This is a genomic window from Fibrobacter sp. UWB2, from assembly GCF_002210425.1.
In the GTDB taxonomy this organism is placed as follows: Bacteria; Fibrobacterota; Fibrobacteria; order Fibrobacterales; family Fibrobacteraceae; genus Fibrobacter; species Fibrobacter elongatus.
Genome location: NZ_MWQK01000002.1, coordinates 1 through 12985, shown reverse-complemented (window position 1 = coordinate 12985; position 12985 = coordinate 1). Strand labels below are relative to the sequence as shown.

Sequence of the window (12985 nt, the reverse complement as noted above, 5' to 3'; positions counted from 1 at the left end):
GATTTCAATCTTCGAACTTGGTTTTCATGATTTGTTCGACGGTTTCGCGGTTTTTCACGAAAGCATCGACCACTTCCGGGTCAAAGTGCGTACCACTTTCCTCGGTAATAATGCGGACAGCCTCGTCCACCGAGAAAGCCTTCTTGTACGGACGTTCCGAAACAAGCGCGTCATACACATCCGCAACCGCCATAATGCGTGCCGAAAGCGGAATATCCTTTCCTTTCAAGCGTTCCGGATAGCCTCGCGAGCCATCCCACCATTCGTGGTGGCTATAGGCAATTTCCTTTGCCATCTTGAGGTAAGCCGTCTCGCCCAGGTTCTTAGATGCACGCACGAGCATATCGCGGCCATAGACCGTGTGCTTTTTCATTTCAGCAAATTCTTCGTCCGTCAGCTTGCCCGGCTTATTCAAAATCACGTCAGAAATGTTAATCTTGCCGATATCGTGGAGCGGAGCCGCCACCGCAATCGTCGAAACAAACGCATCGTCAATTTCGGGTTCCTTGCCGCGATCCTTCAATTCTCGAGCAATGAGTTCGGCATAAGCCGCCGTACGGCGCACATGTCCACCCGTCGTCTCGTCGCGGTTTTCCACCATATCGCCAAGCACCGTAATGATGTTCGTCTGGAGAGCCGCAATCGAGGCCGCCTGATACTCGGACTTGTTGATGTACAAATCAATTTCTTCGACCGCCTTGATAATCGCCGAATGCAGATTCTCAATTTCATTGCCCGTCACCACTTCAAGGCCCTTGATTTGCTCAATCGACGTCCGCCGCCCAACGCTACTATCGTAGGCAAAATGGTCCATTTCAAGCGTCATTTCGTGAATCGGGTAAACCACTCTGCGGTTAGCAATCAAGATAGCCGTAAACACGATTGCGAGCAAAAGTCCAAACAGCGTCGAGAAAATCTTCGTGCAGAACAGCACCACGCTAATGCGAATCGCAGCGAGACTGAACTTGGTACAGACCGGATTCGGGGCCTCAGTACAGACAATCGAGACATCCCACTTGCCCGTCTCATGCATGCCCGGCGTAATCGTCAAAATGCGCGGATGCTTACCCTTGAGGTCATGAATGTACTCGTGAAGCGTCGCCGAATCCGCATTCTGGATAGCGTCCGACACAAGCCTGTTCACCGATTCCGCCAAAAGCGTTGTCTCATGGATTTCCGCTTCGGAATACGTCTTGTAAGCGACCGCCGTAGCAACCACCGCAAGTGCAAAGCTCGACACGAACAAGAGCGCCGTCACCTGGGCCTTAAGCGTATGGATTTCGTTCTTGGAACGGTAATGGTCTTCGTGCGAGCGGCCCGAAACAGAATCAAACGCCTTGACAAACCAGCGCGGCGTCAAGCGAATCAGCACATAAGCCACAATAATCGAAATGGACTTATCCGGAATTTCCGTGCAGAAGTCCGCCAAAATCTGAGACAAGAGAACAGGCAGGCCGCTTTCATGAAGCGCCGTTGCAATCGGCGTCACCACATTTTCGGCAATCTTAAAGTCAAACAGGAAGTACGAAAGCACCGAGCACGGGATGCTCAAAATCATCAACATTCCAAGCAGCATCGGCAAACGTGTAATCTTATGGAACGCACCACGCCTTGCCGCAATCCCCGCGCACACAGCAATCATCACATTAATCGTGCCGTAGTAGAACGTCGAAGAATCAACAAAACCGCCAATGAAGTTCGTCAAGAACCCGACAATCGCGCCAGGGCTAAACCCGCCAATCACCGCCACGACAATCGTACCCACGCTATCCAGGTACAGCGGCAATTCAAAATGAATGGCTAAATCGGCAAGCAGTCGGTTGATGACTATACCAATGACAATCAGGATAATAATCTGAACGAGCTTATGGGCAGAAACAAAAGTTTTCACATCCTGTATATAGAATATTTTTTGAACATTTGCAAAAAAAAAGAGTGATTTATTTAACAATTCTAATTGGATTTTTGTGTAAAAAAATTTCAGCGACCCCGAAGAGCCGCTGAAACCTTTTCCTCCTCTAACGTATTATTTATAATCTGACTACGGCTTTGTCACCACCAACTGTGGGAGGGGACCCCAAACATGACTTACACCAAGTTTATAAGTTCCTTCTGGCAAGCCAAACAAAACCACATACCCGTTTTTGTAATCTTCTTCGTAAGCCTTATAACAGGGGAAATATCCACTCGCACAAATCCCCGTTTCTCTAAGGCCTTTCGTCATCGCCTCATTCCATTCTTCAATATAGGGCTTATCGCTTTCCGGAGTATTTTCATCGACAGTCGCAAAAAGGGAGTCCAAATACACTTTTGCCGAGTACACAGGTTCTACAACTATTTTTCCCAAATCCGCAACAGCTATATCATCAACAGATTCAACAGTGGCTGCAGCAAAATTCAAACTGACCAACGCACCGAAGTTGGAATCCGCAGAAAGCGCACGCAACTGAATTTCGTGATATCTGGGGACATAAGCATATTTGGGGTTCTTCGTTTCATTTTGATAATAGGTCTGGAAGTTTACACTATCTATATAAAAGTATCCATCCTTATCCGTAACATGCTGGCAACTTTTATCATCAAAGGAACAATCTTTTTCATAAACAATCGCCCCCACAACAGGAGCCCCAGCATCATCGACCACTTGCGCTCTTGTTTTTATAAATAGATGAATATCATTATAGCTTTTGCAAGTAATACGGGCCATAACAATAGTCGTTTCCGTAACAGCACTATCAATCTCAGTCACGTCATCCGATTCTACATCAACAGCACTCTTGGCAAGCACATGGCAACCATCTCCGCCTTCGTCAATAATCTTGCGGATATAAGTCGTATCCAGTTCGGCAATAGGCATTCCCGACCGAATCACGGGCTTTCCCGTCTGCGTTTCGCTGTACGACGATGCCACATTGTTCTCACCACAAGCGGCAAGCAATCCAAGGCCAAGCATTGCAAGCGCAGCGCCCAACTTTGTAATTTTATTTGTAATCATAGTTATTCCTCCTCGTTTTTATTTTTTTAAATTCGTGAACAAGTGAATATTCAACTGGTGTACCCCAGTCGCCTCTTTCTTGTCTTGCGTAATAATCTTGCGCACCTTGGCTTTCAGGTTCTGAATTTCCAAGGCAATTTCTTTATACGCATCGTCCGAAACGCTGAACGTAAACGTTCCCATGTCCGACGGATTGTCATCATCGGCAAGCAACGCCTGCTTCGAAAGCTCAAAACACTGCAACTGGTATTGACGCACCAAGTCGTTATTGTTGTAAGCCCCACTGCTCACCGAATCGCGCGAGCTTTTCCAGAAGCCGTCTTCGTTCTTGCGTACAAAGCCAATGCGTTCCAGCAATTCGAGCGAACGCTTCAAAGTCCCCACGGAGACCTTCGGGAAAATGCGCTTTTGAATCGGCTCAAGATCATCCGAAACATCCATCACATCTAACGCCGTAAACAACACGCTATTATACCAGTGGTTGTAATACTCGTAGGCATCTTCGTTCAAGATGTGGTGCGGATCCGGATGCTGCTTGATGAGCTCATCAAAAAACGCATTGCGTTCCGTTGTCGTTTTCGCTTGGTCGAAATTCACCATCGTTTCAAAGTACTTGGCTTCTTTTTTGTTGAGTCCAAGAACTTCCACGAACTTGGGAATCATGCGCCCAGTAAGCTTTTTTCCTTTGACAATATCGTTGTAGTAACTACGAGTCTTTGGGAGACCAAGTAAAGCGCAAGCTCCCGCCCTGGTAAATTCAGGATCGGTCTGCACGCGAGCGGCCTGGTATTCATCCAAGTACTTGCGGAAATGAGTAAACTGGAATATGTCAATAAACTTGTCCATACTCCAAATGTACTCAATTTTTGACTCAAAGTCAATAGGTTAACGTAAATTTTTGAGATTTTTTTTGAGTACTTACTAAATTGCACTTTGTCATGCTCGCCACGAATCCTGTCATGCCTGCCACCGAGCAGGCATCCCCCTCTCGTACCTAAGCTATTATCTTCCTTTGAACTGGTCACCAAACTTTAGTTCGGTTTCTTTGGCGCCGTTGAGGTTCACGAGGCGTTCCGGCTCAAAGACCATTTCACGGGCAATCCCATCCTTGAGTTTTTCAACGCATTCGAGCATTTCTGCTGCCGATTGGCACGTCAAAAGCGCCTGCCGCACCGACATCGCGACGTTATCGCTCTCTTGGATCCTATCGCCTTCGGCTCCAGGATGACAATATTTCTCGTCTAACACAAACCCCTTGCACAGTCTCGCGGCAAGCTGCTTCATGCGACCCATCGCATTCATTTCAGTCGCCCCATCCTCAATCTTAAACTTGTAATAGAGCGGGAACACATCCAGCGCTTCTTGCGCGGTAATCACATGCTTTTCGCGACCTTCCCACGCATCTGCAATCTGCCCGAAAATCCACGGGTTATGCATCGCCCCGCGCCCAATGCTCACGCCCGAAACGCCATAAGTATTGATGCGTTCGCGTGCGCATTCGACGCTATTCACATCGCCATTGCCAATCACGGGAATCTTCGCCGCTGCGGCGACTTTGCCAATCCAGTCCCAGTTCGCGAGGCCGTTATAGCCCTGCAAACGCGTGCGACCATGAACCGTAAGCATTTCAACGCCCTCGCCCTCGGCAATTTTGAGCGTTTCCATCACGTTGATGCTATCATCGTCCCAGCCAATACGGCACTTAAGCGTAAGCGGAATCTCCGGTGTCTTTGCGTCCAAAACCGCCTTCACGTCATGCAGAATCTCTTGCAAACGGGGCAAGTCCCGCAAAAGTCCAGAACCGCTCCCCTTGCCCGCCACCTTCGGCGCCGGACACCCAGCGTTCACTTCGATGAATTCCGGATGGTAACGCTCGGCAATCTTGCCGGCTGCCGCCGCCATACGGTCCGGGAAACGCCCAAAAATCTGCACACCAAACGGGCGCTCTTCCGGGAAAAACTTCAATTGTTTGTGACCATCCGGGTTGAACACGGCATCGCCATCCGTCGGAACAAACTCCGACACCAAAAGTCCCATGCGGTCGCCCGAAAGCACCCGGCAAAGCCTCCTGAACGGAGCATCAGTCACTCCATCCATCGGACTCAAGATAGTATTGGGGAAAATCTCCTTGTTTCGGAGATTAAAACGGACCTTTTTAGGCAAATTATCAATCTTCAACATTTAAGTCACAACTATTCACAAATATTCCGCAATGTGAACCCGAAAAAGATATTTAATTTCGCTTTAACCATCACTCTAAGTCTATGTTAAACTTATATTTAGTGCGTGGCTAATATAACTAAACAATCTCTTATTCAGGAAATCGCCAAATCCACCGGATTTGTGCGCAATGATATTAAAATTGTTGTCGAACAGTTCCTCGACCTCCTCGGCGAGAAGCTTATCGAAGGCAATACAATTGAAATTCGCGGTTTCGGCACGTTCGCCTGCAAGCCCCGCAAGGCTCGCCCGGCACGCAACCCCCGCACTGGCGAAACAGTCCTCATCGACGAACGCTTGGTCCCGACTTTCAAGTTCAGCAACGACATTAAGGACAAGATTAATTCGCTCGAAGGCATCCTCGGCGAAGCATCTGTACAGCCGGAACTCGAAACTGAAAACGAAATCGTGCACGTCGGTAGCGACGACGATTCCATCTAAACGAACGTTGAACCTATTAACTCAGGCTACGCAAACGCCTGATACGAAAGAGCCGGCTTGAATGCCGGCTTTTCTTTTTCTTTGTCATGCCCGCCACTGAGCGGGCATCTCCTTTATTACGACAGTGCAGCGACTTCTTCTTCGGTGAGGAATCGCCAACCGCCCTCGCCCAAAGTGCGATCCAGAACAACCGGTCCAATTGCGATGCGTTCAAGCGTTTCGACGTGATTGCCGACTGCAGCGAACATGCGGCGAACCTGATGGTACAGTCCCTCGCCAATCGAGATGTCCACCGCATCTCCGTTCACTTCAATCTCGCGAGCCAGCACCGGACGTCTTTCGTCCTTGAGCATCACGCCCGCCAAGAGTTCCGCCTTCTGCGCATCTGTAAACGGACGTGCAAGCGTCACGCGATACTTTTTCCAGAGTCCCTTCTTCGGGCTTTCGACCTTGTGGATAAAGTCACCCTGATTCGAGAGTAACAAGAGTCCCGAAGAATCCGCATCCAAGCGTCCGACGGACTGGATACCCATCGCCGTAAAGCGTTCCGGCAGTAAATCGTACACAGGCTTGTGGTCACGGGCATTGTGGCTGCATTCCACATCCGTCGGCTTGTAAAGCATCACGTACAACTTCTCGACCGTCGGCGCTTCTTCGCCATTCACCGTGATGAACTCCGGACGTGTCTTGAATTCCATGAACGGGTCATCGAGAACCTTGCCATTCAGTTCCACAAGGCCCATGCGCACTAATCCACGCGCATCCTTGCGGCTGCCAAAGCCCATCGAAGCAAGCAAGCGTTCCAAAGTCAAAACAGCCATCAGTCCTCCAAAATAAATTCAAGAATCCGCCTACGGATAAAACCGAGTTGCGGAAGTTCATTTGTTTTAATCACATGTGCACGACGGCGCCAAAAGCTAAACGCCAAAATTCCAGCCAGCACAAGCGTTTCCAAAGTAAAGCAAAAAATGCGGAGCAACGTAATGCTCAAGTGGACCGAACCAACTGTGCGGAGTTCCTTTTCGTTACACCAGTCCATTCTCAAGTCCCAATCGCCAACGTACGGGTACGCCTTCAAGAATCCGTTCGCCGCCGCGATATAGCCCATGGTCTGGTAATCCGAGCGGATTCCTTCGACAAAGCAATCTCTAAAGCGCACACGGAACAGCGAAAGCACAGCCTTCAAAATTTTCAGAATGTACTTGAAAGCCCTAGCATCAAAATCCGGCGTCAAAATGATGGTCCAAAATTCACGGTCCGAAAGCTTGCGCTTTTCCTTCTTCGGCTTTTTATCTTCGGCGGGCGTCTCGTTTTTTTCGGAATCGCGATTCTCGGATTCCGCGGCTTTTGCTTCAGACGAAACTTCAACAACCGGCGAAGACTTTACTTCCACAGGATGCGCACTCTCGTTGCTTGCGCTAGACTTTACTGAATCCCCTTCGCTTTGTTTCGAGGATGATGGAGGCAGCGATTCGCACTTTGCACTTTCATCAATTCCGACTTTCATCGGTTCCGTCTTGGGAGTTTCTGCAGGCTTTTTCGCAACAGCTTCAACCATCGGCGGCGCATCTTGCGTCACACTTTTAGGCGCATCTTGCGGCTCCAGCTTTTCACTATCCACCGCAAGTTCCTTACTGCCTGCATTTTCTTTCCACTTCTTCTCGTACTCGTAAACCTTCTTCTTGAAAAAAAAGAAAAGCGCCCGCACACCGCGCTCCCCGGCCTCGAAATCAATTCGAAACGCAAACGGGAAAAGCAGTAGCACAAGCGCTACAACGAGAATTACACAAAGGAGCCAGGAAAGAAAGCCCATTACTTTTCGGCTTCGTCAGCCTTCTTGCTGATAATGTCGATCAATTCGGCAAAGCTCTTGTCTTTCAAGATTTTGCTGAACTGTTCCTTGTAGTTGCGAGCCGTAGAAAGGTCATCGATGACCAAGTCCCAAGCCTTCCACTTGCCATTCACAAGCGTCATCTTGTATTCGAGCACCGATTCCTTACCCTTGTTCCACAAATGAGCAATCACGCGAGCGTCGTCCGAGCCCTTCATCTTGGCCGGTTCATAAATCGTAGAATCGGCGCGATAAAGTTCCAAGCGGTTTGCACTGGAATTGCGAACCATGCGCTGGAATTCCGTCACAAACTTCTGCTGAGAAGCTTCGTCCTGAGCCTTCCAGTCACTAGCGGCCAAGGACTTCTTGGCCAAGAGAGCAAAGTCAAAGGAATCATTCAAAAGGTTCTTGACGCGTTCCGTTTCCTTGGCGGTACGCTTGGACTTCTTGATGATATTCTGCAGTTCAACGTCCTTGCTCTTCACAACAGACACCGGATCTTCGGCAGCAAAAGACAAGAGCGAAGCACAGGCAATAGCGATCAAAATTTTCTTAAACATCTTAGAATCTCCTCTTTTTTACTTAAAATACGTTTTATAGTCGCTAAGAGACAACCCCATCTTTGCCACTAATCCGGCAAATTCGACGTTATATCGGCAAACTGCGAAATAATAATCTTTTTGCATGGTTATATTCTGCGTATAGGCCGATACAAGAGCGCTAGTTTGGGACTTATCGAGGTCGTATTTCATGGCGGCATCTTTCAAAAGCGATTCTGTTGCACGCAAACTTTCACGCAAAGCGTCAAGTTTCCCCTTGGCGGCCACCACCTGATAATACTGTTCAACAGCCTTGGCCACAAGTCCTTCCGAGGCGTAGTTTTCCTTCAGCTTAAGACCGCGATATTCCGTTCTCGCCTGGCGGAAATCTTCCCAGCTCTTCCAGAAGTTCAAACGGTACCTCAAGCCAATACCGAAAACCCCCGAAATCTTGTTCACGGCATCTTGGGCAAAAGCGTTTTTCTGGACCACGTTACGGTTACCGGCCCAACTCTTCACGTATTCAAACTGCCCCATGACAAAGAATTCTGGAGCAAGCTTCGCCTCTGCCAGATCCATCTGGAATCGACGTGCACGCAACCCCGCTTCGAGCTGTTTCAGTTCAGGATTGTGCTTGATGGTGAACTCGCGAACCTGATCTTCCGTCGGCATCGGTTCCGGTCTCATCGCAAGGATTGTATCTTCGGCGGCAAAAGTTTCGCCTTCCTGCAAGCCAAGCGCAAAACGAATCGCCAGCTGCACACGCTTCATGCCAAGGTCAGCCTCGATGACGCCTTCCTTGACTGTATGCATTTTAGCCTTCAAGTTCAAAAGGTCCGTCTGCGAAACCGTCGGTTCATCTTCGTCCAAAGCCTCTTCGAGCTGGTCGTATGCCTTGTCCACCTGCTTCTGGGCATCGGCAGCAATGCGCTTCATTTCAAGAGCAAGGAGATAGTTGTAATAGTAGCTCTGGAGTTCAACTTCTTTCTTGAGCGTCGAGTTTTCGATTTCAAAAGTTTTTTGCTGCAAATCGGCTTCCAAAGCCCGCTTGCCCGTACGGTACTGGCCCAAATTTAACGGTTGGATAAACTTGGCTTCGACACCCCAGAAAGGTCCCATTCTAGAGAAATCGTACTTTTCGGCTTTTTCGATTCCCAGGGTATCCCCGGAATCATTGAAATAGTAATCGTTGTATTCCTTGAGACCCGGAGCAGGCCCCACCATCATCGACACATAAAATGTCGGCAAAATGACTTCGGACTTGAGCGACTTGATCTTATTTTTCTTGGCCTCGGTGCCGTAACGCAGTTCTTCCATCTGCGGGTCACTCGCAAGCCCCTGTTCCACAAAGCGCAAACAGTCATAACGGACTTCGCCCGCCAAGGCGATCCCCGTCATTGCAAGAATAAAAAACAAATTCTTAATCACAGCTAGAATTTAGAAAAAAGAATAAATGGCCTATGGTTCCAAGTTTATTTTTCGTTCAAATACAATACTATTTAGTAGGAACAGTGCGCCACTAAATCCTTGTATCGCCTCACAACACCTTCATAGTAAGAAGTCGGGAGCGGAGCATTCTTTTCAAGGAGCTTATCGACAGCGGTATGGCCAAGATTGTACGCCACTAGCGCCTCCCTCAAATTGCCATACTTTCCAATCAGGCGAATCAGGTAAGCCGAGCCCACAACCACGTTCACTTCCGGGCGCATCAAGTCGTCTTCGCTTTCTATAACAAGACCAAACCGGCGGCCAATTTTTTTAGCGGTTTCCAATTTTATCTGCATCAAACCAAGCGCACCCGAAAATTTACCCGTCTGGAAACGTCCACGGGCAAGCGGGTTTCCACGGCTTTCCTGCACGACAACAGCAAGGACAATCAGCGGATCCAGCGAATACGACTGCGAAATCTGCCACAGATTTTCAGCCAACATGCGGAAACTCACCTCGGAAACGCGGTCGCCAAGCATGTACGTGAGCGCCTTTTCGATTTTTACGTAATCGAGCGTCCACTTGCCCACCACCTCCAAATGTTCCATATCGTTATGGAGAATGCGTTCCTTATAGGCAAGCTTTTCAAGTTTGACGCTGTTGGAATACCATTCGCTCGCAAAGAAAAACAAAACCGCAAAGCCAATGATAAACAGGACGCTTACGCTCATCGCGGAGAGACGAACGCTACTTTTTTTCACGACGAGTCTTCTCCAAGTATTCCAAATAAGTAACCCAGTCCTGGATGGCGCCAAAGGAACTCAGCAAAGTCGTGTCCTGCACAACGCCCAGCTTACGCATCGGGCCAATCGCCGATTCCAGGCGGTCAATTTCGCGGATGTAACGCGCCTTCTGGCTTTCGAGCGCCGTAATCTGCGCCTGCTTATCAGAAATTTCACGTCCCTGCCCCACGACAATAACAAATAACGTAACGGCCCAACCAATCAGGAACAAGGCAACAGAAATCGCAAAACCAGGAGATAAGCTAATCGCCTTTTTCTCGTAATGCAATCCGACCAGGTGCACCTGCTTCGAAAGCCCAGACTTGCGGTATTCCTCGCGATTCTTATAAATTTCAAAGATATTGCGATAGCGGTCAAAATAAGCGTGCAGTTCCTCGCTATCAAACAACAAAATAAGGGAAGCCTTCTGCTGCTTGACCAAATTCAGAATTTCAAGGAACAAGCCGCGGTAAGCTTCCGTCGTGAATCGAGCGTTCTGGAGATTCACAAAGAAAAACACGCCCGGGCCACGCACAAGCATTTCAAGTTTTTCACGGACAGCCGAAAGCTGGTATTCGCCAAGAATTCCGTACAGCGAAATCTCGACTTCTTCGCCGCGATCTTCAACCTGAATGTCAATCAAGTCCGCACGCACAGATTACCTCTTCGTCACCGACACGGAAATCTTGAACGCCTTGCGGTCAAGCACGTTGAACGGAGCATTCCAGAACGGGAACACGCGAATGCCCTGGAACGCTTGCGGAGCTGCGGTTGAAGTCGCTCCAAAAATAGAGCCGATAAAGATAGACGTCGGTCGGTCAAAAGCCATGCGGAACACGCAACCGGCCTTTTCATCGCGAATTTCAAGCGACTGGCCATCCGGGTACAAAAGTGGCTCCACCATATTCCACTTGACATTCTTGCCGTCAATCCAGACTTTGTTGACATCGCCATGCGACAAAAGCCCGAGCTCGAGAATCGTCCCGAAATAGCCCTTCGTGTTCACATACGCAAGATTGTCAATCGCATACGAAACGGTAAACTTGGCAGCGTCACCCTGGAACGTAAAGACTTTCTTTATTTTGAACAAAGCCTTGCGCTCTTCATTGTCAAAGCCCTGTTCCTCGTCTAACATAATCTCAGTGCCAACGTCCGAACGCAGAATCCGATAGTCATACGGGTCTGCAAGCAAGTGCTTGCGGTCGTAGAGCATCTGCTCCAGCTTGACCGGAGTAAAGTCCACATTCGGCACAAGGCAATCCAAGAAGGCAAACGAAGGTTCGCCGTCATCGCGCCAAGAGTTCACGAGATTCATCTTTGCACCCTTGTAATTCCACGCACGGAGCGCCCCGCCAATGCGGTAGTCGAGCAAGTAAGATGATTCCGGGTTTTCACAAAAGAGAACTTTTTTGCCACGGAGCAAAAAGTCGCACACATCCACGCGAAGCCCAGAGAATCCAGTAAGGTCATCGAGAACTTGCGATGCCGAAAGCAACATGCGATTCGAGCGTTTGCGCACCATCATGGAACGCATGCCCGAGCGGTTGTGCATATCCCTAAAATAAAGCGGAGCCATCGCCGGCAAAAGCGCATGGCAGAATTCGAGCCACTTCTTGCCCGAAAGCACACTGCGAGCTCTCCTGTACAAATTCAGGAAAGACTTGTGGTGCATATTGATTTCTGGACGGCGAATCAAAAGTTCTCGACAAGTGCGTGCTGTCGAAGGCAGCCCTAGCCTGCGGCCCGCCGAAACAAGGAAGCTAATCGTACCGCAAGTTTCGAGCTGATCTACCGCAAAACCAACGGTTCTAGTCTGAACCTCATTCATCTCGACAAAGTCTACAAAACGCCCGAAGAATTCAATAATCTCGGTAGGTTCCGACGGAATATCCAAAAGCGCAATAGCAGACTTTCCATCACGGCAATACTGTTCCGCTACCGAGCGCCAAGAAAGATTGTCTTCGGCAATTGCCTTCGAAAGAACCTCGGACACGGGGACAATGCGGATAAGCGCACCACGGTCTTCAAGCGTAAACCAGCCAGATACAGGTGTCGAGCGTCCAAGCGCATCTTGCACAGCCGCTTCCGTCACTAGCGCATAATCAAAACGGGAACGCTCCAGAACATCGGCCATGCCCGGCTCCCACACCAGCGAGGAATTGAAATATCCCTGCGGTTCTGCGCCAAGCACCTTCTTCAAGTAGTCGCGATGCAACTCCAGCTGCATCGTCTGCAAATCTTCTGGGAAAAGCGGAAGCATCGGATCGTAATAGCCACCGCCTAAAAATTCGAGAACCCCATTGCGAATCGCATTCTGAATTTTACCGAACATCAACGGCTTTGCCACATTATAAAGCGCCTCAATCACAGGCCCATCCAAGAAGATGGAGCACTTTACCTGTTCCGAATTCAGAAGAACATTCAATCCTTCGAGCAAGTTACGCGCGACCGCCTCAAGGTTTTCATACGAGGTCGATGGCGACATCTGCAATACAAAGGATATTCTAGGATTCATGTGACAAAGAATAGCAATTTTAGATACAGGTTATGAGTTATTAGTTACTAGAGATTGCTTAAACAAAGATGTTTTTCGATTATTTTTAGAACAAAATAAATAAGACAACCGTCCCCGCAAGATTCGTGGGCGGGACAAAACAAGAAAGGGCCCCTCGAGGATTTCCTCAAGGGGCCCGTGAATCCAGCGGCGACCTACTCTCCCGGGCCCGGGGGCCAGGTACCATCGGCGATC

The 12985-nt window shown here is 49.0% G+C and carries 12 protein-coding genes; 1 reads left to right on the top strand and 11 read right to left on the bottom strand.

The annotated features are described in order from the left end of the window. Positions 1-4: 4 nt before the first annotated feature. The 4 genes from B7982_RS03420 to B7982_RS03405 all read right to left on the bottom strand — a co-directional run bounded on the left by B7982_RS03420 (position 5) and on the right by B7982_RS03405 (position 5092). Positions 5-1891 carry an HD-GYP domain-containing protein gene (locus B7982_RS03420; RefSeq protein WP_088659565.1) on the bottom strand — a complete coding sequence of 629 codons (1887 nt, stop codon included), beginning with the start codon at positions 1889-1891 and terminating at the stop codon, positions 5-7. A 150-nt stretch (positions 1892-2041) separates the two neighbouring features. Next, positions 2042-2995 carry a hypothetical protein gene (locus B7982_RS03415; protein WP_088659564.1) on the bottom strand — a complete coding sequence of 318 codons (954 nt, stop codon included), beginning with the start codon at positions 2993-2995 and terminating at the stop codon, positions 2042-2044. Positions 2996-3013: 18 nt separating this feature from the next. Next, a complete protein-coding gene (locus tag B7982_RS03410) occupies positions 3014-3841 on the bottom strand; it encodes a TIGR02147 family protein (protein WP_014545434.1) in 828 nt (275 codons plus the stop codon). A gap of 156 nt (positions 3842-3997) precedes the next feature. Beyond that, positions 3998-5092 (bottom strand): tRNA-dihydrouridine synthase, encoded by a 1095-nt coding sequence (locus tag B7982_RS03405; RefSeq protein WP_233138348.1) that lies wholly within the window; start codon positions 5090-5092, stop codon positions 3998-4000. A 189-nt stretch (positions 5093-5281) separates the two neighbouring features. Here B7982_RS03405 and B7982_RS03400 point away from each other — a divergent pair, with 189 nt between their 5' ends. Beyond that, positions 5282-5656 carry an HU family DNA-binding protein gene (locus B7982_RS03400; RefSeq protein WP_014545436.1) on the top strand — a complete coding sequence of 125 codons (375 nt, stop codon included), beginning with the start codon at positions 5282-5284 and terminating at the stop codon, positions 5654-5656. A gap of 116 nt (positions 5657-5772) precedes the next feature. Here the strand turns inward: B7982_RS03400 and B7982_RS03395 are convergent, their stop codons facing one another. From B7982_RS03395 to B7982_RS03365, 7 genes are all read right to left on the bottom strand, one after another. Beyond that, the gene (locus tag B7982_RS03395; protein WP_088659562.1) at positions 5773-6477 is read right to left on the bottom strand and encodes a pseudouridine synthase; all 705 of its coding nucleotides are present in this window, start codon (positions 6475-6477) and stop codon (positions 5773-5775) included. Beyond that, entirely contained in the window at positions 6477-7469 is a 993-nt protein-coding gene (locus B7982_RS03390) for a hypothetical protein (protein ID WP_088659561.1), read from the bottom strand. Before B7982_RS03390 ends, B7982_RS03395 begins: the two co-directional genes overlap by 1 nt. Continuing rightward, positions 7469-8047: a phospholipid-binding protein MlaC gene (locus tag B7982_RS03385; protein WP_088659560.1), complete on the bottom strand. Its 579-nt coding sequence runs from the start codon at positions 8045-8047 to the stop codon at positions 7469-7471. Before B7982_RS03385 ends, B7982_RS03390 begins: the two co-directional genes overlap by 1 nt. Positions 8048-8065: 18 nt before the next feature. After that, the gene (locus B7982_RS03380; protein WP_233138347.1) at positions 8066-9454 is read right to left on the bottom strand and encodes a TolC family protein; all 1389 of its coding nucleotides are present in this window, start codon (positions 9452-9454) and stop codon (positions 8066-8068) included. Positions 9455-9525: 71 nt separating this feature from the next. Then, positions 9526-10215 (bottom strand): lytic transglycosylase domain-containing protein, encoded by a 690-nt coding sequence (locus tag B7982_RS03375; RefSeq protein ID WP_088659559.1) that lies wholly within the window; start codon positions 10213-10215, stop codon positions 9526-9528. Beyond that, positions 10202-10891, bottom strand: a complete 690-nt coding sequence (locus B7982_RS03370; protein ID WP_088659558.1) for a hypothetical protein — start codon at positions 10889-10891, stop codon at positions 10202-10204. The genes B7982_RS03375 and B7982_RS03370 overlap by 14 nt, the downstream gene beginning before the upstream one ends. Before the next feature lie 3 nt (positions 10892-10894). Next, a complete protein-coding gene (locus B7982_RS03365) occupies positions 10895-12751 on the bottom strand; it encodes a glycoside hydrolase (protein ID WP_088659557.1) in 1857 nt (618 codons plus the stop codon). Positions 12752-12985 lie beyond the last annotated feature (234 nt).